This window comes from Metabacillus endolithicus, from assembly GCF_023078335.1.
Lineage (GTDB): Bacteria > Bacillota > Bacilli > Bacillales > Bacillaceae > Metabacillus > Metabacillus endolithicus.
In genome coordinates, this window is the sequence record NZ_CP095550.1 from 2411805 (window position 1) to 2437238 (window position 25434).

27 protein-coding genes and 2 pseudogenes are annotated in these 25434 nt (G+C 36.9%); 6 read left to right on the forward strand and 23 right to left on the reverse strand.

Annotated features, from left to right (window positions below):
* Window positions 1-102 precede the first annotated feature (102 nt).
* The 5 genes from MVE64_RS12435 to MVE64_RS12455 form a co-directional block, all read right to left on the reverse strand.
* Window positions 103-594: a YwhD family protein gene (locus MVE64_RS12435; RefSeq protein ID WP_247347040.1), complete on the reverse strand. Its 492-nt coding sequence runs from the start codon at window positions 592-594 to the stop codon at window positions 103-105.
* A gap of 44 nt (window positions 595-638) precedes the next feature.
* Window positions 639-1313: a site-2 protease family protein gene (locus tag MVE64_RS12440; RefSeq protein WP_247346730.1), complete on the reverse strand. Its 675-nt coding sequence runs from the start codon at window positions 1311-1313 to the stop codon at window positions 639-641.
* Window positions 1314-1647: 334 nt separating this feature from the next.
* Window positions 1648-2169, reverse strand: coding sequence for a YwgA family protein (locus tag MVE64_RS12445; protein ID WP_247346731.1), 522 nt, complete (start codon window positions 2167-2169; stop codon window positions 1648-1650).
* A 76-nt stretch (window positions 2170-2245) separates the two neighbouring features.
* The gene (locus MVE64_RS12450; protein WP_247346732.1) at window positions 2246-3556 is read right to left on the reverse strand and encodes an HD domain-containing protein; all 1311 of its coding nucleotides are present in this window, start codon (window positions 3554-3556) and stop codon (window positions 2246-2248) included.
* A 198-nt stretch (window positions 3557-3754) separates the two neighbouring features.
* Window positions 3755-3979 (reverse strand): YuzB family protein, encoded by a 225-nt coding sequence (locus MVE64_RS12455; RefSeq protein WP_121663935.1) that lies wholly within the window; start codon window positions 3977-3979, stop codon window positions 3755-3757.
* 360 nt (window positions 3980-4339) lie between these two features.
* Between MVE64_RS12455 and MVE64_RS12460 the strand changes: the two genes are divergently transcribed.
* Complete coding sequence (locus MVE64_RS12460; protein ID WP_247346733.1) at window positions 4340-5122, forward strand: RsfA family transcriptional regulator; 783 nt, start codon at window positions 4340-4342, stop codon at window positions 5120-5122.
* A 116-nt stretch (window positions 5123-5238) separates the two neighbouring features.
* Window positions 5239-6057 carry an EcsC family protein gene (locus MVE64_RS12465; protein WP_247346734.1) on the forward strand — a complete coding sequence of 273 codons (819 nt, stop codon included), beginning with the start codon at window positions 5239-5241 and terminating at the stop codon, window positions 6055-6057.
* A gap of 5 nt (window positions 6058-6062) precedes the next feature.
* Here MVE64_RS12465 and lipL read toward each other — a convergent pair whose 3' ends face one another.
* Entirely contained in the window at window positions 6063-6908 is an 846-nt protein-coding gene (lipL, locus tag MVE64_RS12470; RefSeq protein ID WP_247346735.1) for an octanoyl-[GcvH]:protein N-octanoyltransferase, read from the reverse strand.
* 277 nt (window positions 6909-7185) lie between these two features.
* A complete protein-coding gene (gene pta / locus MVE64_RS12475) occupies window positions 7186-8154 on the reverse strand; it encodes a phosphate acetyltransferase (RefSeq protein ID WP_247346736.1) in 969 nt (322 codons plus the stop codon).
* Window positions 8155-8430: 276 nt separating this feature from the next.
* Here pta and hemQ point away from each other — a divergent pair, with 276 nt between their 5' ends.
* Complete coding sequence (gene hemQ / locus MVE64_RS12480) at window positions 8431-9180, forward strand: hydrogen peroxide-dependent heme synthase (protein WP_098795378.1); 750 nt, start codon at window positions 8431-8433, stop codon at window positions 9178-9180.
* A 430-nt stretch (window positions 9181-9610) separates the two neighbouring features.
* Here the strand turns inward: hemQ and MVE64_RS12485 are convergent, their stop codons facing one another.
* Window positions 9611-10084: a GNAT family N-acetyltransferase gene (locus tag MVE64_RS12485; protein ID WP_247346737.1), complete on the reverse strand. Its 474-nt coding sequence runs from the start codon at window positions 10082-10084 to the stop codon at window positions 9611-9613.
* A gap of 131 nt (window positions 10085-10215) precedes the next feature.
* Between MVE64_RS12485 and gerQ the strand changes: the two genes are divergently transcribed.
* On the forward strand, window positions 10216-10695 hold the full coding sequence (gene gerQ / locus MVE64_RS12490) for a spore coat protein GerQ (RefSeq protein ID WP_247346739.1): 480 nt from the start codon (window positions 10216-10218) through the stop codon (window positions 10693-10695).
* 41 nt (window positions 10696-10736) lie between these two features.
* Here gerQ and MVE64_RS12495 read toward each other — a convergent pair whose 3' ends face one another.
* The 6 genes from MVE64_RS12495 to MVE64_RS12520 form a co-directional block, all read right to left on the reverse strand.
* Window positions 10737-11108, reverse strand: a complete 372-nt coding sequence (locus MVE64_RS12495) for a DUF423 domain-containing protein (protein ID WP_247346741.1) — start codon at window positions 11106-11108, stop codon at window positions 10737-10739.
* 257 nt (window positions 11109-11365) lie between these two features.
* Window positions 11366-11665 carry a hypothetical protein gene (locus MVE64_RS12500; RefSeq protein WP_098795153.1) on the reverse strand — a complete coding sequence of 100 codons (300 nt, stop codon included), beginning with the start codon at window positions 11663-11665 and terminating at the stop codon, window positions 11366-11368.
* 117 nt (window positions 11666-11782) lie between these two features.
* Entirely contained in the window at window positions 11783-12085 is a 303-nt protein-coding gene (locus tag MVE64_RS12505) for a YwdI family protein (RefSeq protein WP_247346743.1), read from the reverse strand.
* Window positions 12086-12100: 15 nt separating this feature from the next.
* A complete protein-coding gene (locus MVE64_RS12510; RefSeq protein ID WP_121663951.1) occupies window positions 12101-12280 on the reverse strand; it encodes a uracil-DNA glycosylase in 180 nt (59 codons plus the stop codon).
* A 51-nt stretch (window positions 12281-12331) separates the two neighbouring features.
* Window positions 12332-13000, reverse strand: a complete 669-nt coding sequence (locus MVE64_RS12515) for a uracil-DNA glycosylase (protein ID WP_247346744.1) — start codon at window positions 12998-13000, stop codon at window positions 12332-12334.
* Window positions 12981-13814: a glycosyltransferase family 2 protein gene (locus MVE64_RS12520; protein ID WP_247346746.1), complete on the reverse strand. Its 834-nt coding sequence runs from the start codon at window positions 13812-13814 to the stop codon at window positions 12981-12983. The genes MVE64_RS12515 and MVE64_RS12520 overlap by 20 nt, the downstream gene beginning before the upstream one ends.
* A gap of 159 nt (window positions 13815-13973) precedes the next feature.
* Here MVE64_RS12520 and MVE64_RS12525 point away from each other — a divergent pair, with 159 nt between their 5' ends.
* Entirely contained in the window at window positions 13974-14288 is a 315-nt protein-coding gene (locus MVE64_RS12525; RefSeq protein ID WP_345740814.1) for a YflT domain-containing protein, read from the forward strand.
* A 46-nt stretch (window positions 14289-14334) separates the two neighbouring features.
* Here MVE64_RS12525 and MVE64_RS12530 read toward each other — a convergent pair whose 3' ends face one another.
* From MVE64_RS12530 to MVE64_RS12545, 4 genes and pseudogenes are all read right to left on the reverse strand, one after another.
* A complete protein-coding gene (locus MVE64_RS12530) occupies window positions 14335-15177 on the reverse strand; it encodes a phosphotransferase (protein ID WP_247346750.1) in 843 nt (280 codons plus the stop codon).
* A gap of 154 nt (window positions 15178-15331) precedes the next feature.
* Window positions 15332-16865: pseudogene (galT, locus tag MVE64_RS12535) on the reverse strand (UDP-glucose--hexose-1-phosphate uridylyltransferase).
* A 43-nt stretch (window positions 16866-16908) separates the two neighbouring features.
* On the reverse strand, window positions 16909-17898 hold the full coding sequence (gene galE / locus MVE64_RS12540; protein ID WP_247346752.1) for a UDP-glucose 4-epimerase GalE: 990 nt from the start codon (window positions 17896-17898) through the stop codon (window positions 16909-16911).
* A gap of 21 nt (window positions 17899-17919) precedes the next feature.
* A complete protein-coding gene (locus MVE64_RS12545) occupies window positions 17920-19089 on the reverse strand; it encodes a galactokinase (protein ID WP_247346756.1) in 1170 nt (389 codons plus the stop codon).
* Between the two features lie 229 nt (window positions 19090-19318).
* Here MVE64_RS12545 and MVE64_RS12550 point away from each other — a divergent pair, with 229 nt between their 5' ends.
* Window positions 19319-20164, forward strand: coding sequence for an AraC family transcriptional regulator (locus MVE64_RS12550; protein ID WP_247346757.1), 846 nt, complete (start codon window positions 19319-19321; stop codon window positions 20162-20164).
* Window positions 20165-20490: 326 nt separating this feature from the next.
* Here the strand turns inward: MVE64_RS12550 and MVE64_RS12555 are convergent, their stop codons facing one another.
* The 5 genes and pseudogenes from MVE64_RS12555 to MVE64_RS12575 form a co-directional block, all read right to left on the reverse strand.
* A complete protein-coding gene (locus MVE64_RS12555) occupies window positions 20491-20745 on the reverse strand; it encodes a hypothetical protein (protein ID WP_247346759.1) in 255 nt (84 codons plus the stop codon).
* Window positions 20746-20813: 68 nt separating this feature from the next.
* Window positions 20814-21727 (reverse strand): annotated as a pseudogene (locus MVE64_RS12560) (NAD(P)/FAD-dependent oxidoreductase).
* Window positions 21728-22082: 355 nt separating this feature from the next.
* Window positions 22083-22988: an SDR family oxidoreductase gene (locus MVE64_RS12565; protein WP_121663961.1), complete on the reverse strand. Its 906-nt coding sequence runs from the start codon at window positions 22986-22988 to the stop codon at window positions 22083-22085.
* A 125-nt stretch (window positions 22989-23113) separates the two neighbouring features.
* A complete protein-coding gene (locus MVE64_RS12570) occupies window positions 23114-24391 on the reverse strand; it encodes a DUF5050 domain-containing protein (RefSeq protein ID WP_247346761.1) in 1278 nt (425 codons plus the stop codon).
* A 68-nt stretch (window positions 24392-24459) separates the two neighbouring features.
* Window positions 24460-25422 carry an ABC transporter permease gene (locus MVE64_RS12575; protein ID WP_247346763.1) on the reverse strand — a complete coding sequence of 321 codons (963 nt, stop codon included), beginning with the start codon at window positions 25420-25422 and terminating at the stop codon, window positions 24460-24462.
* Window positions 25423-25434 lie beyond the last annotated feature (12 nt).

The following is a 25434-nucleotide window of genomic DNA, read 5'->3' on the forward strand; positions in this document are numbered from 1 at the left end:
TTATGTCCTAGTTTTATAACTGTATATCTAGTCTACTAATTTTCCCAGTGAACCACAAGAATTTACTTATTTGTTCACGTAATTTTCACACTTTGGACAAATTTATTGAATCGTGTTCAAATCGTCCTTTAACTTTTGCTCAGAATTCTCCCACATATTTGGGTCATGTTTTTTCAGAAAATCTGTAAGAATTTCTTTTGAACGGTCATCCATATGATCAACGATGATATGGCGTTTGATCGATTTATCCATGCGGTTTACATGCTCTGGAAGTGATTTGTATCCTCTTCTGATGCTGCGATCGACTGTCATTTCACAGGCTGTTACGCCCGCATAATAAGGACCTTCTGTTTTGCGGTCAATCGTCACCCAAACTAACCAATATGGTTTACCATTTGGTACTTCTTCTTTCGTTTTAAGAAACTTGATTCCCTTTTCCACAACACTTCTTGCATGCATCGCGCCGATATCAACAAAGGCTTCTCCTTCTTCGATATCAACAAATACAGGTGAGACATTATCTAGGCTGAGCGCTCCAACACCAAAGCCGCCATGACCATCTGTTGGGTCACTTTTTATAATATTAAAGCCAATGCTTTTTTTCTTTTTTCTTCCATATTGGACCTCCTAACTTGTCTTTACAATAAAGGATTGAGCAAAAAGTGGAATGTGTTCATCACAATTGCTCTTCCTACTTCAAATATTGGTTGAATAATATACGCATCTAATGGTGTAATCACAAGGATTAAGAAAATAATGATTCCATAGCTTTCATACTGTGTCATCTTTGAGCGGATATGTGTTGGTGCTAAGTCTTCGATAATTCTGTATCCATCCAGTGGTGGAAACGGAAGCAAATTAAAAATAAATAAAATTACATTAAGAGACACAAAAATATTAAAAAACTGTTCAAGGCTTGTTACCATATTGTCTGGCAGTGCAGAAACAGCATTCGTTGTTAATAATATATACCAAATGGCTGTTCCTATAAAAGCAAGCACCAAGTTACTTAACGGACCAGCGATGGAAACCAACACACCTGCCAGGCGTGGACGTTTGAAAAAGTAACGATTTACCGGAACAGGTCTTGCCCAACCGAATCCTGCTATAAAAATAAGGATCGTACCAAATGGATCTAAATGGGCCAGTGGATTTAGTGTTAATCTTCCCTGCCGCTCTGCCGTCGGATCACCGAATTTATAAGCCACATAGGCATGAGCAAATTCATGAAGAGTAAAAGCCACCATAAGTGTAATGATTACATATGGAAACACTTCTAACGGAAATGCTAAAAAGCTACTAAAGTCGTTCATTTTTAACCCCTTTTGGTTTTTAAAGTATGTAGAGATCACTCTATTATATGAAGGATCTTGAGGATTCATTATTCTTCTAGCTTAACATGTTACATACTAGATGTTCGACTAAAGTATACTATATTTCGCCAAAAATGAAAAAAGAGGAACCCGTAAGAAAAGCGCAAGCGCCTTGGTCAGCCCGACATGCATAAGACGATTTGGAATAGAAGGCGCTCTTTGCCTTATATTCCAAATTGGCTTATGACCTCGAGGGCTAGGCGCTGGAGCTAGACACTATAACTACGTACAAAACTTTATACTTTCTTACCTTTTAAAAAAACCGCCAAAAAGATTAATTTTTGACGGCCTCATTTTTCACAAGGTTTTTGATCGATTTAATATATTCATATGCATCAGCGATTTCTTCTTCCGTATAGCGCTGCTTGCTTTTTAGCGTAAATACTTTTTCCTTCACTTCTTCTTCTGTTAGTCCTTCAAAGTATAAAACGGTTGAGACTAACTCTAAAAAGCGGGAACTTTGTTCATTTAAATTTAGCATACATTCCTTAAACTGTGGCATGTCCAGGTCATAATGTCCAAGAAATTCACTTCCCGTATCTGTTAAGGAATATCTGTATTGAAAATATCCACCCTTTTTTTCATGAACTTCCTCTAAAAAGCCCAGGTTGCAAAGCTCTTCGATTCGTAAAGTAAGCTCTTCTGAATATGGTCCGTAAAAGTGGAAATTGTATTTTTCATAAAAAGGCAGATCAATCTTTTTTGCAATATAAATCATTTTTTGCAGTTTTTTCCGACCAATGATTTCCCCAGCAGATGAGATAACCTTCATCAGCTTTGCATGTTCTTTCATCAATGCCCCGTCATCTCCTAACTCTTTCTTTGTTTCATCGTTAAAAAAATTTATGTTTAGTCTCAAGATGAGGACGTGATCATTCCTCTTTCTTTTTATCTAAGTTCAGTAACTCAAGAATCTTCTTCTTAGCAGCTTTTTTCGTTGAAAAATCTTCTAATAAGTCCAATGGAAAATATAATTTATGGTCCGTTCTTCTTTTTCCAGAAATAGCATCCACAATCTCTGATTCTCTTGATAATTCTCGCAAATCACCGTTAGACATTAATAAATGAATAGGCAACCGTTCCTCTTCTTCACCTGGACGGTAAAAATCATAAGGCAGATCTGATGAGGAATCTACAACAAGGTAGTATTCCGGATCAATTCCAGCCTTTTTAAATAGAGTTGTAAGCTCCATTAGTGTCATCATTTGGACATTTGGATTGAACTCCACATATTTAAAGAGCTGACGGTTCATAAAACGACAGCATAAGTCACGTAAAATATGATCATCTTCATCTTGCCAAGCTTGGAAATAATACAAAATAATGGATTCATCCAGCTTTAAGTAGTCCTGAAGAGTTAACTCTTCTTCAAATAAGGAATAAAAATGAATAGGATCATGTTTGAAGGTATAAAACTCTTGGTGGAGTTGTTTTGCACGATGAAGGATTTTGGTTAAAATCACTTCAGCACTGCGAGTAACCGGGTGAAAATACACCTGCCAATACATTTGATATCGGCTCATAATGTAATCTTCAACGGCATGCATACCACTGCTTTTCATGACAACCTGATCCTCACGCGGTCTCATTACCCGTAAAATCCGTTCCATATCAAAGTGGCCATAGCTAACACCAGTGTAATAAGCATCACGTTGCAGATAATCCATACGATCAGCATCAATCTGGCTAGATATTAAACTAACAACCTGTTTCTTTTCATAGGTTTTGGCAATAACCTCTGCGACCTTTTTAGGGAAATCTTCTTCCACTTCTTTTAAAACTGAGTTTACCTCAGTATCTCCTAGTATAATCGCCTGAGTAAAATCTTCATGATCAAGATGGAATACCTTTTCAAATGAGTGAGAAAACGGACCATGACCTAAATCATGTAATAAAGCCGCACAAAGACATAACAGCCTTTCTTCATCATCCCATTCCGGTCTTCCTTTAAAAACATCATCAACGATTCTGCGCACAATCTCATAAACACCTAATGAATGGTTAAATCGACTATGCTCAGCACCATGAAAGGTTAGATAGGTTGTCCCTAATTGACGTATTCTTCTTAAACGCTGAAATTCCTTCGTACCGATCAGATCCCAAATGAGCTTATCACGTACATGAATATAGCGGTGAACGGGATCCTTAAATACCTTTTCTTCAGACAACTTTCTATTTTTCATTGTCTTCCACTTCCGTTCTAACTTAATCACTAATACCTAATCTTTCTCTCATTACTACATCATCTATTATATCGGGTTCCATTCGACAATCCCACCCATAATTCGGAAATCTGTTCGACAAACTTCGGGAAGTGACAGGCACCACCCAAACCCGGTCTCCAAACAAAAACATCACCATGCATCTAACACAAGGTGATGTTATTTTCCCAATTTCTTCTCGATCTTTTCGATGAGTTCGTCTTCTGTTGGTGCAGCTAGCGGACGGTTGTTAACAAAGGCGAATGCTTTTTTTCTGCCTGGTCCACAGTAAGATTGACATGCAATGTCTATTGTAGCTTCTGAATCTATTTTTTTTAATTTTGGTATGAGTGTTTTAATGTTTGTTGCTTGACAATCATCACAAATTCGAAATTCATTTGCCATCGATTATCCAGTCCCTTCTATTCGAACGGTACAATTCTACCGTTTTTTCACTAAGAGACATTTTACCTTGATTCGACCTGTGATGCAAGTACGCTGAAGCTAGGCTCTAGTTATATTTCATTTCCTCCTGCGGTTGCATTTTCCATTTCATTTCATAAACATGAGTAAAAATGGTTATAGTAGATTATAAAAATGAAAGATATTCACCAATTTTCACAGCAATTTACAGGGATCTTTATTTGTTTTTGAAAAAATCTACTATCCTCTTAAAGAAAATTGTATAAATCGTGTCATTCTTGTCCATGCTTAGTAACAGTTAATAGTAAACAATATTTATTTAATATAGGGAGTTGGACATTTATGAAACAAAGACAAGACGCATGGTCAGAAGAGAATGATTTATTACTAGCGGAAACAGTTTTACGACATGTTCGTGAAGGCAGCACACAATTAAATGCATTTGAAGAAGTTGGAGATAAGTTAAATCGTACATCTGCTGCATGTGGGTTCCGCTGGAATGCTGTTGTTCGTCACGACTATGAAAAAGCATTGCAACTAGCGAAAAAGCAACGTAAACAAAGAATGAGAGCTTTAGGAAAAGGACAACCTGTTAAAAAGCAATTACTTTATACACCAGATACACCTTCAGGAGATGTAGAAGATTTCGATGAACAAGAAGAGCAATCAATGATGTCAATGTCTGCTTTAGAAAGCCATATGGCAGAGGTAATGCCTGCAGATGAAGATGTATCAACATCATTTACAAAACAAGCACAACCAGCACCAGTAAAACAACCTGTTGCCACCTATCAAGCTCAAGCTACTACTAATAGATTAACAATGGATCAAGTTATTGCATTCTTGCAGTCTTATAAAACAAGCAGCGTTCAATCAGAAGCATTAAAAAGTGAAAACCTTCGTTTAAAGCGTGAAGTTCAAGAGCTTTCTTCACAAAATGATGAACTACAAAAGAAAGTGAACAGATTAGAACAAGACACTGTTACCGTTCAAGAAGACTATGAAACATTAATGAAAATTATGAACCGCGCGAGAAAGCTTGTTCTATTTGATGAAGAAGACCGCACAGTGCCAACTACATTTAAAATGGATCGCAATGGAAATTTAGAGAAAATGGCTGAATAATTCTAGTTGAAGACGTGATAACCACGTCTTTTTACATTTTATAAAAACTTTCATGAAACTCTACTGAATCTTCATTCGTATATAGTGATCATATCAAGTGAAAAGGTTGGTCTAACATGGAAAATCAAAATTGGCTGCAATCAGAATTAAAGATCATTGAAAAATGGGAACAGGATCAAAAAGGAATTTGGTTTTGGGAGCGAATTGGTCGCCTTCCTTTTAAGCTATTAGATAAAATCACTCCAGCTTTTATTCAAAAAAAGATTGGTGTTCTTTTAGATGAACTAGGACAATTCGTCCAAACAGGTGGACAATATTTAACACAGGAAAAACTTGTGTTAGGAAAGCTGAGAAAGAAGGCTGGTAACGAAGCTTTAACACTTACCGACATTTCCACTCTTCCTCTCCAGACAATGGATGAAGTAGGCGCAGAGTTAAAATCAAACCGAAGCAAGCTTGCGACCATTCAAGGAGCAACAACAGGGGTTGGCGGAATTTTCACCCTTGCCATTGATATTCCCGTTCTGCTAGGTCTTTCCTTAAAAACGCTTCAAGAAATAGCGATCACATATGGATATGATCCAAGCAAACGTGAGGAACGGATTTTCATTGTAAAATGCCTTCAATTTTCTTCTGCCGATATTGTTGGAAAACAGGCGATATTAAATGAATTATCATCATTCTATAAACGAAGTGAAAGCACAAATAATGAAATGATTTCACAGCTTCAAGGCTGGCGTGAGGTTGTTTACACTTACCGAGATCAATTCGGGTGGAAAAAACTACTTCAAATGGTTCCAATCGCAGGCATCGTATTCGGGGCACTAACAAATCGCTCTATGATTCACGATTTATCAGAAACAGCGATTATGTTGTACCGGAAAAGAAGAATACTAGAAAAACTAGATGCATACGAAAAAGAGTTAGCTGAGTAATTCAGCTAACTCTTAAATACTTTTTCATTGCGATCGATCATTCTCACCAAATTTTGCTGAAAAAGCAGCTGTTCATCCACTGTAAGAGAAGATGAAATTAGCTCCTGACTATGCTCCTTTAAGGTGATAAGCAATTCATATAGCATCTTTTCAACTGTCAGCTCTACCTGAAGTAAATCACTAAGTGATGACATCGTTTCCGGTTTAATCACTGGAAACGTGAACTTCGTTTGTTCATTTCTTAAAGAAAGCTCATAAAACTGACGAATAAGGTCAGCTCTTTCTTCACCGCTCCCTGTTACACAAAGATAAATCTGAACAGCAACTCCACCACGCAGTCTTCTTTGTGATATTCCTGCAAATTTCTTACCGTTTATACTTAAATCATAGCTGCCAGGACAATAAGAGCCAACAATTTCACGTGCTTCAATATTGGCATCGTATTTTTTTAGCATCAGCTTGATTAAATCAAGCATCGCATCATAGCCACGATCAATATCAATTCCTTTTTCACTATCAGGAAAAATAAGCGATATATTTAATACATCCTTGTCTAATACAACCGCAAGGCCCCCGGAGTTTCGAACAATCACATGATAACCGTGGTTTTTGAGAAATTGTAAACCTTCCTCTAAATATGGAAGCTTGGTATCTTGTATTCCCAGCACAATCGTTTGATGATGCACCCACGTTCTCACCGTTGCTGGTGACTCATTCTTTCCAACACTTGCACACAAAGTGTCGTCAATTGCAAACGAATGCTTCGCATCAAATTGCGGTCCCAGGCTTGATTGATCAATGATCCGCCATTGTGGCTGATGGATTAAAGAGGAAGGTAATAGATTGGTCATGAAGAATTACTCCTTAAAACAGTTTCGTATAGATTATTATACCACTAACTTCATAGTTAATCGTTCATTCAATTGTGCTAAATGGTGCTTTCTGTATATTTCCAATAAAGTTTTGCTTGGTCATGTGAAAATGTTGGCTATTGTTGATCCTTCTTGGCCTTCATCGGATTATGAACGACATTCCTGCTCTGTTCCGCTCCCGTTTTGTCGTTCATCACCTACCAAAAACAAAAAGACGCAAATCCTTTAATAGAATTCACGTCTCATCATTCATCTTTTAAGCTTGTGCAGCTGTGATTAACGCTAATTTGTAAACATCTTCTGCGTTACAGCCACGTGATAGGTCGTTTACTGGTTTGTTTAATCCTTGTAGAATTGGGCCAACTGCTTCGAAGTTTCCTAAGCGCTGAGCGATTTTGTAGCCTATGTTTCCAGCTTCAAGGCTTGGGAAAACAAATACATTTGCATCACCTTTGATAACTGAGTCTGGTGCTTTCTTTTCAGCTACTGAAGGTACAAATGCTGCGTCGAATTGGAATTCGCCGTCTAGTACAATGCTAGAGTCAAGGCCTTTTGCGATTTCAACAGCTTGTGACACTTTTTCTGTTTCAGGTGATTTTGCTGATCCTTTTGTTGAGAAGCTTAGCATGGCTACACGTGGATCAATGTTAAACATTTTAGCTGTTTCTGCACTTGCGATTGCGATTTCTGCAAGATCCTGACTGTCTGGAGCAATATTGATTGCACAATCTGCAAAAACGTATTTTTCATCTTCACGTACCATGATGAAAACACCTGATGTTTTTTTGATGCCTTCTTTTGTTTTGATGATTTGAAGAGCAGGACGTACCGTGTCAGCTGTAGAGTGAGCTGCACCACTTACAAGTCCGTGCGCTTTTCCAAGGTGAACAAGCATTGTTCCGAAGTAATTTTCATCTAAAAGGATTTTGCGTGCATCCTCTTCAGTTGCTTTTCCTTTTCTTCTTTCAACAAATGCAGCAACCAGCTCGTCCATTTCTGCATAGTTTTTTGGATCATAAATGTTTACACCGTCTAAAGTTAAGTTTAATTCTTGTGCTTTGTTTGTTACTTCCTGCTCGTTACCAACTAAGATTGGCTGTAGAATTCCTTCACCAGCTAAACGATTTACAGCTGTTAAAATTCGTTCATCTAAACCTTCAGGAAAAACAATTTTTATTCCTTGTCCTTTAACTTTTTCTTTTAATGTCGCAAATAAATCTGACACAAAAAAACCTCCTTGAGTATGTAAGAGAAATGCTTCCTTAACTAGGATACTCCACTTATTCTTAATTTCAAACCGTTCTGTCACACTGTAACGCTTACATCTAATTTTTTTTAATTTCAAAAAAATCTGTTAAATTCTTCTCTTCTACTTTTGGAGTTTTCCACTAATCCTAAGAATTTACTCTTTGTTGTTCAAGTTTTATTACCATGGTGAAATGGACAAGATATGATATAGTAAATGTGTACATAACGAATTCATAAATAGGAGTGAATATATATGAGTGAAGCAGCACAAACCTTGGATGGCTGGTATTGTTTACATGATTTCCGTACTGTTGATTGGTCTGCTTGGAAGCTGTTATCTAATGATGAGCGCGAGGCTGCCATCAATGAGTTTTTAGGTTTACTAGAAAAATGGGGCGTTGCCCAAGATGCGGAGCAAGGAAGTCATGCTCTTTATTCCATTACTGGTCAAAAAGCAGATTTCATGATGATGATTCTACGTCCAACAATGGAAGAGCTAACTGAAATTGAGCTTGAGTTTAATAAAACAACGCTTGCTGAATTTACGATTCCTGCTTATTCTTATGTTTCTGTTGTTGAGCTAAGTAATTACTTAGCTGGTGAAAGCAATGAAGATCCTTATCAAAATCCACATGTTCGTGCTCGTCTTTATCCAAAACTACCAGAAGCAAAATATGCTTGTTTCTATCCTATGGATAAGCGCCGTCAAGGCAATGACAACTGGTATATGCTTTCAATGGAAGAGCGTCGCGATATGATGAAAAGCCACGGCTTAATTGGTCGTTCTTACGCTGGTAAAGTAAAGCAAATCATCACAGGCTCTGTGGGCTTTGATGATTATGAGTGGGGAGTTACTCTTTTCGCTGAAGATGTTCTTCAATTCAAAAAGCTTGTTTATGAAATGAGATTTGATGAAGTTAGTGCTCGTTACGGTGAGTTTGGTTCTTTCTTCGTTGGAAACATCTTAAGTACTTCTAAATTAAATGATTATTTTTCGGTTTAATAAGTAAAAAACTGACTCTGTGATTGTAACAAGCTCGGTTTTTGAAGTACAAAATTCGAATTAACATTGCTTTTGTTTAATTATTGCACTTGGATTAAAAAGCAATTTTGCAAGTATATTAGAAAAGAAAAATGCTTGGTGACAAATATGCTCCAAGCATTTTTTATACCAAGATCAGCACCTATAAAAGTGTTTTCAGATCTTAAAGAATCGCCAGAAGATAAACGGATAAATTCCTCTTAAAGAGGAATTATCACGAAAAAAAGGTGAAATAGACGGAAAGATTCCGCCTATTTCATTAAAAAGGATGAAAATGGGCAATTTTACTTTGCTTAACCGGAGAAATTCCGGTTATATCTCCCAACTTTGTTCAATGCTTCAATCTAACCGGAAAAACTCCGCTTATTTAAACTACGTTACTGTCAATGAGTCATTTTTTTAATTTTTTCTCATAGCAATCTACTTCTCTTCCTTCTTTAAACGGCTTCGTCTCATAATAGATAAATCCTAATGATTCCCAAAAGACCTTTGCATCCTTATTGTCTGTTAAAACTCCTAGTCTGATTGCCTGCTTTCCGGAATTTTTTATACTTTCCTCAAAAAGGTGATAAGCTCTTTTTCCAAAGCCCTTTCCTTTCCATTGTTCATGAACCATAAGCAATCCCAGCCAAGGATAGTGGTCCTTCGGGTTTTCTGGTAAATAGTCGATCAAACCGATGTAGTCTTGATCAGCTTTTATAAAATAGCTATATGTAGCCGGATTCAGAAACTCTTCCTTCATTTCTTTCATTGATCGAGTTTCCCTTCCATTTTCTAAAACATTGTAGATTTTGTTCGAGAGGACAATTTCTTGCACCTTTTTCATTTTATCCTTTGTTACTTCTTCTAAAGTAATTGTAATCATTTAGCTTCTCCTTCAATATTTTTGTTTAAAAGGCATAAGTTGCTTGTTCGCAACATACCTATGAATGAGCAAAGATTGAGAAAAGATCCCTTTCGGTTTTATCACTTATTAATTTTTAGGAGGGTTATTATATGACTAAAAGATTTCAACAACCTCAACAACCTTATGGATATGACGCAGCAACTGGTGTTCAACCAGGACAACAAATGCCGATGCAAATGCAAATGCAGCAAACAGGATTTCCACCTTCTGCTACATATTTTCCAGGTCAAGTTGGGCAAGTACCACAATTTCCACAGCAGCAACAACCTGGTGTAGCACAGTATATTCCAGGCATGCTACCTTTAGAGCAGTCTTATATTGAAAATATCCTTCGTTTAAATCGTGGAAAAATCGCTACTGTTTATATGACTTTTGAAAACAATCGTGAGTGGAATGCGAAAATTTTCAAAGGTGTTATTGAAGCAGCAGGGCGTGATCACCTTATTTTAAGTGATCCACAAACTGGTATGCGTTATTTACTTCTTATGGTTTACTTAGATTATGTAACATTTGATGAAGAGCTTACTTATGATCCACAATATGCATTAGCATCTGTTCAACCAAGATAATATGAATGAAGGCTGACAAAATGTTTGTCAGCCTTCATCTTTTATAAATATCTGATTGCCGCATATCCTAAAAGCAGCCAGCCTGCTAAGAAAGCTAAGCCTCCTAATGGAGTGATTGCTCCTAATATGCTAATTTGTGTCACACTTAATACATACAAGCTTCCTGAGAAAAGAATAATACCAATTAAAAATAACCATCCGGCCGTTGTGAATATTCCGATATTGGTGAACTTATCCACTAGAAAAGCAATGACAAACAATCCCCCGGCATGGAACATTTGATATTGCACACCAGTTTGCCATGATTTTATGTATTTTTCAGGAATTTTTCCTTCTAGACCATGTGCTCCAAAGGCACCTAATGCTACCGCTAAAAATGCGTTTATTGCTCCTAAAAGAAGAAAAAGCTTCATATCAGGCTCCACCTCCAATTGATTACTCTTTCATCTTACCCTAGAATGGGTTATTTTCAACGGAAAAAGTGTGACAATCTTGTTATAAGAGCTAATTGGAATAAAAGAAAAATAATGATTTTGCAGCATTCGGCTTCATTTTTGCAACAATCAGTTGGAAACTTTGTAGGATACCATAATAATTTTGCAGCTTCATCATATCATTTTGCAACTTTTAGAAGTCACAACTCCGCAAAAAAGAGCCACATAATGGGCTCTTAACGATTTTGCAAATATACTTTTAACACATCAGATACTCGCTGTTCGTTTTCGACAGCTTTAATATAGTAATGGTCGCCATCAAGATAGGATTCGAAGTTGTTAACTCCTTCATTTTTTAAAAACTCATCTATATCTGAAACAGACTCCTGTGCTGTTAATAAATATTTTTGACCGATATAATCTTGGTTTACATAAACATCATAGCGATCTTGGCCAATTTTTGTTGGAGCTGGATCATTTAAAAGGCCCATATCGAAGCGTCCTCTTCCCATGTTAAATAAATCATCATATGCCATATTTCTAACCTCCTGTACAATGTTACTATCATTGTTTCCTGATTAGATAAGAATATGATGGATTTCGTTGGAGAGATTGCTTCATTTTATGGAAGTTAGGAAAATTTAAAGATCAGCTTAAAAGTCGAAAAGCGAATCACCGTTAGCATCTTCTTCTTTAACCGGTCTTTCACTTGTAGGATTTTTAACAACCGTTGACATATTTCCCATCATTTTTTGAAGCTCTAATTGGCTAATTTCACTTGATGATGGTGATGATAATGGTTGAACTGATACTTCTGATTTTTCATCAAGAATGATTTCACATAATGATTGAATGACGGCTACTTTTTCACGTACTTCTTTAGTCGATGAGCTGTTTTTTGCCTTTATTAACTCAGCTTCCATTTTACTTAATAGTTTTGATACAGGTATGTTCACTTTTTATTCCTCCAACTAAGCCTTAATTGCTTTTTGTTCATATTTTAAACATGCCATACCAGATGATTTTTTAACCGTGATGGCAGGCCTGGCTGCTGATTTAAATCCGTAAGCTCGACAGCCGTTCGGAAACCGCGTATCCCAAGTAACATAAAAATGCTTACACTTTATACAGTTTATTGGTGTTTCCTTCATGTTTTATACTCCATTCCACTATCTGTTTTAAAAATTATTAAGAACAAAATTCTATAAAGACCAATCAATCTCTTTTATATTTTGATTACGTAGGTATTCATTTGTTTTAGAAAATGGTTTACTTCCAAAAAAGCCTTTTCGGGCAGAAAATGGGCTAGGATGGGCGCTTTCGATAACGAAGTGCTTGGAAGAATCGATAAGTTGCTTTTTTTGTTGGGCATGTTTTCCCCACAGAATAAAGACAATTGGTTGATGTTTTTGATCTAGTTTTTTGATGATTTCATCAGTGAACATTTCCCATCCTTTTTTTGCATGTGAAGCTGGTTCTCCTTTTCTTACAGTTAATACGGTGTTTAAAAGGAGGACACCTTCCTTCGCCCATTTTACTAATGAGCCGTTTTCCGGTAACGGACAATTTATGTCATCTTGAAGCTCCATGTAGATATTTCGTAAAGAAGGAGGCAGCTTGACACCTGGCTGGACTGAAAAACTTAAGCCTTGCGCCTGTCCTTCTCCATGATACGGGTCTTGTCCAATAATCACGGCTTTTACCTTATCATAAGGAGTTTCGTTCAACGCACGAAAGATATTTTCACGTTCAGGAAAAATGGTTTGTTGTTCATATTCTTCACGTAAAAATTCTAATAGCTCCTTAAAATAATCAGACTGTAACTGTTCACCTAACACGCTGTCCCAGCTTTTATCCACTTGTAATTTCATTGCTCTCCTCCTGTTGACTATAGCGTGTGAAAACTGGTTTTCCATTCCATACCCGTTTTGTTTCTGCTTCGCGTTTTTTCATTTCTGGTTCTTCTAGAAGCACAAAGAAGTTTTTCGTTGGTAAACTTCCTAATTGATGCTTCTCACATAAACGATCTAAATACATTTTGCGTTTTAGGCCTAAATCAGCAGACTGATTTGTCCCATCTTCTGAAAATGCATAGATAACACTAGCCATTGGTATTCTTTTCACTGAGCAAGCCTCTGCCGCTCTTAAGAAAAAGTCCCAATCCCAGTAATTATGAACATCAGGATCAAATAAGCCAATTTTATCATGAAGCTCTTTTTTATACATACTTCCTGAAGGCACATATGTTGAAAACTTCTTCATTTCTGCTAAATCATATTGATAAGCAAAAAGCTGTCGTTTAAACGGATAACGGGTGTTTCCTCTTTTTTCAAATGAAACAATCTCTGCATCAAAATAAACAAAATCAGCATTTTGTAGCCCTAATAATGCCTGCTCCAAATGAGTCTCCGTTATAAAATCATCATCATCACAAAGCATGATAGCATCACCCGTTACATGCTCTATTCCGATATTTCTTGCACGAACATGCTTAACATTTTCCGTTAACTCAACAGCCTTAATTGATAATTCACTATATAAAGAAACTAGTGGTTCAATGCTTTCACCCGCATCATTCACAATAATAACTTCATGTGGAAGTACAGTTTGTCGAGTAATTGATTCAAGAAGCTCTGAAAGTTCTGCCAGTCGATTATATGTCACAATCACAATTGATATTTTCATCACGATCACCTTTTCTTCATTATCCTTTTATTTTAACAAACTCTATTAGTCCTTTTATAGAAAAAACCTTCTAAGACCAATAGTCTATTTTTTACCATGCATGTTTGTCCAAGTATATTCGGGGTAATTACCAAGTAAATATCAAAGGAGTTGATGATGATGAAAACATATATCGTTGAAAATGGTGTACAAGCTTCTGAGAAAATTCTTACTTTACAAGCAGAAGGTTATGAAAAGGAGCACATCTATTTATTTGCACATGATGAAAATCGCTCCAAGCATTTAACAGAACATACAAATACTAAAGGTATTGGATTAAAAGAAGAAGGTATCTTTGATAAAATGGCAAATATTTTTGTATCCCGTGGAGAGCAGATTCGCACCCGCATGACCTCCCTAGGTCTTTCACAACATAAAGCGATGGAGTTAGAAGAAGAGCTCGATGAAGGAAAAGTCGTCATTGTGGCACAGTGATTAAATAGAAAGAGTCTAGCCAGTTAGTGGCTAGACTCTTGTTCGGTTAAAGCTGTTTCTTCCAATATTTCCATGCATGTAAATATTGATCAAGCTCATGAGGATGATGCTTCATGCAATTGCCTAGTCTTATATATAATCCGATGATGATTTCTTGATTTAAAAATTCAGTAGTTACCTTTCCACTCATCTTCAATTCTGATACAGCAGTATGTAAGACTTCTACCGTTAAATCTTCGGGTGATGAACAAAAGGCATATATAACATCATATAGCGGTATTCCCCACACAGGTGCTGGATCAATAATGCCTGAAAGCTTGCCATTATTCACGACAAAATTATGGACACCACAATCTCCATGTAGCAAGTAAGGATGCTTCCATTGTTCATAACGCTTGTTATCTTTTAAAATCTTTTGCACAAGCATGTGGTCCTCTTCTGGAAGTTGAGACTCTATTAGGATTTTTGACTGTTGAACTCTGTCTAAGAGAAACTCCCGCCATGTGCTTGACGTCTCATCTGCCCAACCCCAACTATTACTTTTTTCTGAGAGTTGTTTGTAATGATTGATTACCTCTTTGATCAGTGTTTCTAACAGCATGGATTTATTGATTCCCTTATAATCTGTTATACCTGGGATAAAAGAATATACAATAAAATGAAAATCATCGTTAACATAATAAATCTTTGGCAAGCATTCAATTTCTTTATACATCTCCAAAAAGATTGATTCCATTTCCAGAGTCACTGGTTGATTACACTTAACTACTAACTCATTATTAACAAGGTATAAACGACTTACTGTCCCACCAGTTAGTGGTTTGTACTCTACTTTCCCCGGCAGTAATTGATGTTTCTGTAATTCTTGTATGATTTGTTGAATGTCCATTGTGATTTTTCCCCTTTGTTTTTTTCTATTATACAATTCAGCACAAAAAAACACCCCCTTACAAAGTAAGGAGGCAACATACATATATAAAATTAGGGGGGATTAATAGCATCATTGACACTTTTGAAGATTCTTATACTAGTAAATCCAATTATTATGTTAATTGGGCTTGTAAATGCTGAACAAATCGCTGAAATGCTTGTTGACCAGATTCATCTTGTTTGAACACACCTGCATGCTCTAAAATTGTTGCAAAAACATGGCCAACTTCTTCAAGTAGAAGTTGATAGGCATTGTCTTGATTGATATCTGGTACATTTGTTTTTACCTTTTGAGCCCACTCATAGTGTTTATTAATTTCTTCATCTTGCTCAATTTTAGCGAGCCCCATCTTCCTCCGGTAACCATTCAGCAAGCTTTTTTAATTCATCTAACAACCTTCCAGGTAAAACAGCTAATCCCATCACTTCGATAAGACCGATGTTTTCCTTTTTAATATGATGAACCTCTTGATGAGGATGGAAAATGCCGAAAGGATGCTCTTCATTTGTTCTGTTGTTTCTAAGCACTAAATCAAGCTCAAAAAGGTCGCCTCTTCTTCGTGCAATGGGGGTAATCGTGTTATGTGGTGTTTCTTCAGTAAACGCTAGAACATCAACTGTTTCATCACTGTAGCTTTTCCATTGCTCTAAAATATCGTCTGCCGCTTCTACTAGCTCTTCTTGATTTCTTCCTTGTAATCTTAAAACAGACATTGGCCATTTTACGATTCCTAATTCAATGGAAGGATATTTACTCAGCGTAAATGAATGTAGCTTTTCTGCTACCTCCATCGGAAATGTATGGTGACCTCCCTGGAAGTGGTCATGACTTAAAATAGAGCCACCAACGATCGGTAAATCAGCGTTCGAACCAAGGAAATAATGTGGATATTGATCAACAAAGTGAAGCAGCTTTTTAAATGTTTCCTTGGAAATTTTCATTGGCTTATGTTCACCAGATAAGACAATTGCATGCTCGTTGTAATAAACATATGGCGAGAATTGGATAAACCATTGCTCATTGCTTAATGTGACAGGAATAATCCGGTGGTTTTGTCGTGCTGGGTGATCTAGTCTTCCTGCATAGCCAACGTTTTCTTTACAAAGCAAGCATGAAGGATATTCACTTTTTTGCATATGACGAGCAGCAGCGATCGCGACCGGATCTTTTTCAGGCTTAGATAAGTTGATGGTCATTTGCAGATCACCATACTCTGTGTTCACAAGCCATTTCTCGTTCTTAGCAATTCTATCTGTACGGATATAGTGAACATCCTGAGAAAATTGATAAAAAAACTCAGTAGCTTTTTGCGGGCCATGCTGATTTACTCTTTCATCAAATCTTCGGATCATTTCACCTTGAGACGGGACTAAGCAGCCCATAATCTTTGTATCTAAGAGATCTCGGTATGTGACTGTGTTTTCCTGAAGTAGTCCTTGGTCAGCAGCCCAATTTAAAATATTTTCTAAAATGAAAACGGGGGAATTCAGCTGTTCTTCTGGTACCTCGACAGGCTTGATATCAGAAAGCTTTAGCACATCCAACATTTTGTTACGAGATAAATCAACGTCCCATTTTGTAATCAGCTGCTTCTGAAGAGCAAACTGAAGCAATCTTTCTATTTCTAAATCAATGTGGATTATCATTGTTTTCATCCTCTCATCTTAGGGTCGTAACGACTAGGTAAGATTATTTTTGATAAACCTCTGGATGTTTTTGAAACCAATTCCACGCACTTTCAATCATCGTGTGAAGATCTGCATATTTCGGCTTCCAGCCTAATTCATTAATGGCTTTTTCAGATGAAGCAATTAAAACAGCCGGATCACCTGCTCGGCGTGGTGCTACCTCCGCAGGAATAGGATGACCTGTAACAGTTCTTGCTGTCTCGATTACCTGTTTAACCGAAAACCCATTGCCATTCCCAAGGTTATATGTTGCACTTGTGTTGTCCTTACGCAGCTTTTCAATCGCTAAAATATGTGCATCAGCTAGGTCTGTTACGTGGATATAGTCGCGGATACATGTTCCATCCTCTGTTTGATAATCATCACCAAAGATCATAATTTTCTCGCGGTTACCTAAAGCCACTTGTAAAATAATCGGAATTAAATGTGTTTCCGGATCATGATCTTCGCCAAGCTTTCCTTCCATATGAGCACCAGCTACGTTGAAATAACGAAGAACGACGTATTTTAATCCGTAAGCCTGCTCACTCCATTTCAGCATTTTCTCAACGGCAAGCTTTGTTTCTCCATAAGGGTTTGTCGGAACGGTTGGGTCATTTTCGATAATTGGAATATTCTCTGCTTCGCCATATGTTGCAGCTGTTGAAGAAAAAACAATTTTCTTTACGTTAAACTCTATCATCACTTTCAGTAGACACATTGTTCCATACACATTGTTTTCATAGTATTGAAGAGGCTTTTCAACACTTTCACCTACTAATGAGTCAGCAGCGAAATGAATAACAGCTTCAATTTCATTTTGTTTGAACACATTTTTTAAAAACTCTTCATCTTTTAAATCACCGTTATAAAAAGTGGCTCCCTCTAAAACAGCTGGAAGATGTCCTTTTTGAAGATTATCAACAACAACAACCTCTTCTTTTCGATCTAAAAGCTCTGATACTGCGTGACTTCCAATATAGCCTGCTCCACCACATACTAAGATTGCCATGCTTGTTTCCTCCGTTTCGGATTATAAAATTTCCTTTGCTCCGTCTCCTACATTTGCTACGTAAAAGTCAGCTATTAACCCTGTTTTTTCTGTGTAGCTCTTCCCTACTTCATTAATAAATTCATCAATTTTATCATTTGCTACGATTGAAACTGTACAACCGCCAAAGCCGGCTCCAGTCATTCTTGATCCTATAACACCATCTTGATCCATAGCAGCTTCTACTAATGTATCTAATTCAAAGCCTGTTACTTCATAATCATCTCGCAATGATGTATGAGAATCACACATTAGTTGTCCAAAGCTCTCAATATCACCTTGCTTAAGCTTTTCTACCGCTTGAATCGTTCGAGCATTTTCATAGACTGCATGCTTGGCGCGTTTTTGATCCATGCTATTTTGGATTAAATGACGGTAACTCTCAAATTGTTCTGGTGTAAGATCTCCGAGAGATTGAATGGAAAGCTCTTTTTGCAATTGACTAAGGGCACGTTCACATTCAGAGCGTCTTTCATTGTACTTTGAATCCGCGAGAGCTCTGCGTTTGTTCGTGTTTGCAATAACTAAAGAGGCATTTTCTAATACAACTGGACTATATTGATAATCAAGAGTTTGACAGTTTAGCAAAATCGCATGATCTTCTTTTCCCATTCCAATCGCAAACTGATCCATAATTCCACAGCTCACACCAATAAACTCATTCTCAGCATGCTGACTCATTTGCACCAATTCAATTCGATTAAAATTCGTCTCAAACAATGCTTGAATCGTGACTGCGGTTACGAGTTCGATTGATGCAGAAGAAGATAAACCTGCTCCATTTGGAATATTACCATAAAATAGGATATCAAAGCCTTTATTTATTACTACACCTTTATCAATAAATTCCTTCATAACTCCTTTAGGATAGTTCGCCCAATCATGTTCTTTTTGAAGTTGCAATGAATCTTCCGTTGATAGAGTTACAATTCCGATATCAGGAAAGTTGCTAGAATACATACGAATTCTTTGATCATTTCTAAGTGCTACAACCGCGTATGTACCAAAGGTTAACGCACAAGGAAATACGTGTCCGCCATTGTAATCTGTATGTTCACCGATCAAATTCACACGCCCTGGTGCAAAAAAAGATCTAGTAGGCTGATTCTGTTGAAAAATCTCGTTAAATTGATTTTTTAATTGTTCGATCATGAAAATCACCCTTCACTTTGTTGTCATTAGTTTGTTTTTCTATCTTCATTGTAAGTTCCGATTTTGCTGCAAACAATGGTAAAATTAAATGAAGAAATAGCACATATTTGCTTAGGTTTTCTTTTTAACTTATTGGAACTAACAATGATTAATACTGTTTACACAATACATATCAGTCTTTTTTTGCTAATAGCATCTAAAAAGGGTAAGAAAAGGGGATTTTTTTGCTATGAATAAGAAAACGGGTGCAATTGCTTTTCGTTTCAATGACCCTAATGTGAATCAGGTGGCACAAATATGGTCAGTTGGCTGGGAAGAACAAGAGTCTACGATTTATAATTGGAGTGGCATTGAGCGGAAAGACCAAGAAAAATATATTTTTCAATATACCTTGTCAGGACAAGGAGAAATAAATATAGACGGTAAGGTACATCAGCTGAAGGCTGGCCATGCCTTTATTGTCAGCAGCCCGGGTCATTATCATTACTATTTGCCCGAGTATTCAACAAAATGGGAGTTTTTATATGTAACTCTATATGGGAATGAAGCAAAGAAATGCTGGGAGCACGTTAAGAGGAAGGGCAACCAAGTTGTTCGTTTTCACCCTGAAGCTGCTCCGGTTAAGCTTGTTAAACAAATGTATGATGATGCTCGTGAACGAAAAATTACCAATGCCTATCAGGGCTCAAGTATTTCCTATCAGTTTATTATGGAGTTATACTTGGCTTTATCAAATGTGGATAAATTAATGGAGGATTGGTCAGAAGGGATAATTAGTGCCGCTTTGTTTGCAAGAAATTACTATCAGGATGAAATTGGTGCTGAAGAAATGGCAGAAGCCTCAAAATTATCAAAATATCATTTTACAAGATTGTTTAAGCAAGAAACTGGGGTTACCCCGATTCAGTATTTAACAAATATCCGCTTGCAAAAAGCAATTGAGCTTTTGCAGCATACAAAGTACTCTGTTGAAGAAATTGCTCAATTAGTAGGCTATAAGAATGCGAATTATTTGAATAAGATTACGCGTAAATTAACAGGTAAATCTCCTGGGCAGATTCGGCAGGGGGAATAGTAATATAGATACTTTGTATTTATAAATACAAATCCAGCTAAAAAGTAGGCTGTTTCATTGCGCTGCAGACACTTGCTTTCCGCGGGGAAGAATAATGAAAAATCCCAACTGCCGGATTTTTCAAAGAACCATTCTTCCTTGGAGGAAGCTAAGCCTCCTCGGCTTTGCCTGCGGGGTCTCAGCCTTTCCTCTACCTCCCGCAGGAGTCAAGTGTCTTCCGCTTCATTCCACTGTTGTTTTAATAATTTATATAATGCAACATTCTTTGCGAAAACAACCTATAAGTAATTAAACCCACTTATTTCTAATTTTCATTATTGATTGATTCATTCATCCAAATCAATTTGTATAGTTCCTTTTTGGTGCATGATGGTCATTTTTGTGCCTTTTGCCATGATGTTTTCTAGGATGTCTTTTGCTGCTTGTAGGGCAAATTCGATTCGTTCAAGTTTTTCTGTTTCTTCCTCACGTTGGTTGAGTGGAATGTCTGTGATTTTTTGTGTATAGTTCAATGATGTTTGATGAAATTCAGAGAGTTTTTCATAAACTTCATCATATAGTTCTTCGATTTCTTTTTTCATGTCCAGCCTCTCCCTTATTCTTGCTCCTTCTTCTATCATACAAAACTGGAGCCTAAGTAAACAGAGATTTACGATTGATTTTTCAATAAACGCTTATGAATCCAAATAGCAGCCTGACAGCCATCTGCCATTGCAATTGTGACTTGCTCAGAGTGGGCGACAACATCTCCTGCTGCCCATACGTTTGTGATATTTGTTTCCTTGGTTCGCGGATCTACAAGAACATGTTTATTTCCAGCCTTTCCACACCAAGCTGCGCGGCTAGACTTGAGTGAACTGCATTGCCACCGAAGCCTATAAACCCTTTATCTCCCGCTACTGTTTGTCCATTTTTTAATTTTACTCCTTTAAATTCAGATTCATTTTCAGTGATAATTTCTTCAATCTGTTCGTCTATTATATGAATGCTTTTTTGAGTAAGCTGATCAAGCAAGGCTGGTTCAAGTTGTTCCTTGTCATGATTGATAAATGTGATCTTGTCTGTCCAATACGTTAGCGTTAGAGCTAAATTTCCTCCTGTTTTTCCTGAACCCAATAGCAAGACATGCTGATCTCGCACTTCATATCCATCACAATCAGGACAAACATAGATGGAAATTCCTAAGCAAGGTTCAATGTTTTTGATACTTGGAATTCGATCCTTAATTCCTGTGGATAATAGTAATGTTTTTGCTTCTAACACAGTTCCATCTTCTGTGTATAGGAGGATGTTTTCTTTATTTTTCTCCGTTTTATGAACAAAGGCCTTTTTGAACTCAACTCCATAGCTTTCCGCCTGCTTTCTTCCCAGGTTTCTCAGAGTTTCTCCACTCACTCCGTCAGGCCAGCCAAGTATATTATGATAAGCACGGCACAAGTTGGACCGGCCATCTTGATTATCTAAAACAAGCACATTGTGCATATATCTTCCAAGTTGGAGAGCTGCTTGTAACCCTGCAATTCCACCACCAACAATAATGCATTCATATGATTTTGCCTTCATATCCACACGTCCTTTTTCATTTCGTACACATTAGAATTTGTTAAAAGAAAAAAGATTATCCACATAGAAAAAGGAACTGAACTTTTGTCCAGTTCCCACAGGTTTTTCCTCAAATTGTGGATAAAAAGAATTAAACGACACGTATTTACAATATCTACACAATCATTCGTCAAAAATTTAGATATTAACAAGTTATTAAACTGTTAACAACAACTTATCCACAAAAGTTATGCACATATCCACATTATCTATCCACATTTTGTGTGGGTACATTCGTTCGCCACAATATATATAGGACTTTTTCCCACAGTTTAAAAGTTATGCACAGGATATTTTTTAGTTCTTTTGATCTGACTTATGATGTTCTAAAATCTCCTCCATTTACATGAAGTACTTGCCCTGTCACATACCTAGAATCATCAGAAGCAAGATACACATACGTTGGGGCAAGCTCAAACGGTTGACCTGCTCGCTTCATTTCTGTGTCAGTTCCGAATGTTGCAACCTTTTCAGCAGAAAAGCTCGAAGGAATCAGTGGAGTCCAAATTGGTCCTGGTGCTACACCGTTTACCCGTATTCCTTTATCCACAAGTGATAAGGAAAGTGATCGTGTAAATGTTGTAATCGCCCCTTTAGTTGCTGAGTAATCGATTAATGTTTTATGTCCTTGGTAAGCTGTGATTGACGTAGTGTTAATAATTGAACTTCCATTGTTTAAGTATGGTAAGCTTGCTTTCACCATATAGAAGAAAGCAAATATGTTTGTTCGGAACGTAGCTTCTAGCTGCTCAGCAGAGATATTTAAAATGCTGTCCTGAACAATTTGAATACCATGGTTATTCACAACGATGTCTAGTCTTCCAAATGTCTGAATCGTTTGCCTTACAACCTCGTAGGCTGTTCGTTCCTGGCCTAAATCTCCTGCGTAAAGAAGACATCTCCCTCCTAGCTGTTCGATTCTTTGCTTTGTTATTTGGGCATCACGGTGTTCATTTAAATACGGAATCACAACAGCTGCCCCTTCTTTTACAAACGCATAGGCAACAGCTCTTCCTATGCCACTATCTCCACCAGTAATGATAGCCACCTTGTTTTTTAGCTTTCCGCTACCTTTATACCCCTCCCATTCAGAAATAGGATTTGGGTTCATTTCATATTCAAAACCAGGATGACGGTCTTGGTGCTGAGGTGGAAAAGCAATCGGCTGCTCCTTCACCTTTTGCTTTTTTGAATAATATGGATAGACAGGATACGGTTTCATGAGTTAGCCCTCCCTGTAATGATCTTCGCTACGATAAAGCCTATTCATCTACAGCTTGTATAGATGACAAAAAAACAGGACTTAGGAGTAACCCAAGTCCTGTCATTATTTTTTTCTCACCTTACTCACAACATAAGAGAATAATACGAGCACCAGTGAACATATAAACATAGCAACAGCCACCATTGCCAGCCAGATGCCATACCATGGATTTGTGATAAAGCCCCAATCGCAAAGCTGCCAATAAAAAAGAGTAGAGAAAGACCAAGGCTAATAAATGAAGGTCGAAATACTTTACCTGATCTAATGTGAGTTAATAATATCAACCCTACAAAAAACAGAACATAATAAATCGCTGTTGCTACTTCGTTTGATAATAGGAAGTACACGGTTTTCATTGCCAAATGGCGGTCAGTTGACGAAGGTAGATTTAAGCTAATTTCTTGCTCATCTCCACCTTCAAATGAGACAGTCATGAGTCGATAGTTCTCTGGATCACCAGGCCAATTTGTATACTCTAGAAACGCTAACTTGTTTTCATGATGTAAAAAAACAGGTGATTGTATATTTTTGTTTAGATTTGTTAATCGTTTTGTTTCAGTTGTTTCTATATTTTGAAGATATAGTTCATATTTAAATAAGCTGCTATTTAATGATTTTTTTGTCACTGCCGTGTAAGCTAGAAATTTCTTATCCTTAGATAACACAGAAGAATAGATATCTTTTTTGACTGAAACAACAGGTGATTCTGTTTTGTCTTTTAGAGAAAAAGCAGTAGGCTCTTCATGTGCTTGAAATAAGCTATAATATAGCTCTTCACCATCTTCAGAAATTGAAAGTTCACTCATCGTAAAATGATCTTGATCTGTTAATTGTTCTAGATTTGTTCCATCGCTATTAATTTTGTAAAGATCATACCCTTCCCTTGTTTCTCCTTCCATCTTGTTGATTTCAGATGAAAGCATAGCCGTAAAATACAAAATGTCACCTTTAGGGGAAAAAACAGCATCTGTTACATGTAAGGAATCATCCGTTACTCGTTTTTGATGACTTCCATCTTTATTCATCACCATTAGACTTTGCGCACCATCTAATTCTTCAGAAAGAAACAAAAGCTGTTCTCCATCTTGAGAAAACTTTGGGTTCCGGAATCTCCCATTTTCTTTGCCACTAACTTTGGTAAGCTCTGAGCCATCAAGATTTGCCGTATAAATCGCTTCATCTCCATCTACATAATATGAAAATGTGATGGTCTGGTCATCTGGTGATACATCAATATCTTTTCCTAAGCCCGTATAAAATTGATAAGGATCTTCTTCTTTTAAAAATTGAAACAAGATAGAGCCAACTAAAAGAAGCAAACTTATGATAGTGAACACAATCAGAATCCACTTTTGTCTCATTTTCATCAGCTCCTTCTTCTTTTATGTTCTAAACTTATACTACTATCATATGCAAAATTTTCCGTTTACTACATAGACTTATCCAAAAAATCAAACGAATTTTGTTTTTTGCGTACTATCTTTTTTTCAGCTGAAAAAGTTTGAGTATTTTTTCTTTTAAAATAAACAGGCCTTCCCGATGTTACCCTAGAAAAACCTTCTACCATGAGCATAACTGCTAAGATCGTTAACGCAAAACATACAATTGGAGTTAAAGGAATCCATGGTGCCCACTGAAGAAAGATCTTTGATCCTCCGATTAAGCCTGACCATTCATTTGTTACTGATTTGGGAGGATCTCCTCCTTCACTAGGAAAGATCGTTCCACCAAAATAGAGGAAAAATAGCCCTAAATGTGCCATCACAATAAGCGTTTGAACAAATTGCTGCCCAAACAAAATAAAAAACCTTTCTCTTAATGTTGGGAAGATATGCTTTTTAATAATGTGTAATTTTGAGCCTCCAAGTATCTTCGCACTGCTTACATATTCCTCTTTGAATAGCTCTCTCGTTTCATTTCCGATCAAAATGGATAAAACAGGAACTGTTAAGATTGTCAATACAATGATTTCAATTGAGATCCGCTCTGTAAGACTATAAACTGGCTCTTGTCCTGCTGTTAAAAACAGAAACGGCTGCAGCAAATATAAAGCAACAACCGATAATGGAACAAAATGAAACACATCAACTAAACTAGTAAGATATTTTTGTCCCTTCGGAAAATAAGTACCTAATACCAATCCTAACGGCACCGAAACCATCATTCGTAAAAAAGCAATAGTAAGAGCTCCTAATATGGTGAATTTGGCTCCTATTAATACTTTGCTTAACATATCATAACCGAGCTTATCTGTTCCTAACCACGCTTCCTTGCGAGGAGCAATCGGCGCAGAGTCGATTAACTCCTTATTTTCATCATAAATATGATAGATTTGCCGAACCTCATGATTCACCACAGCAGAGTAAATAAAACTCGTACACAATAATAGCAAGAGAAACAAAAA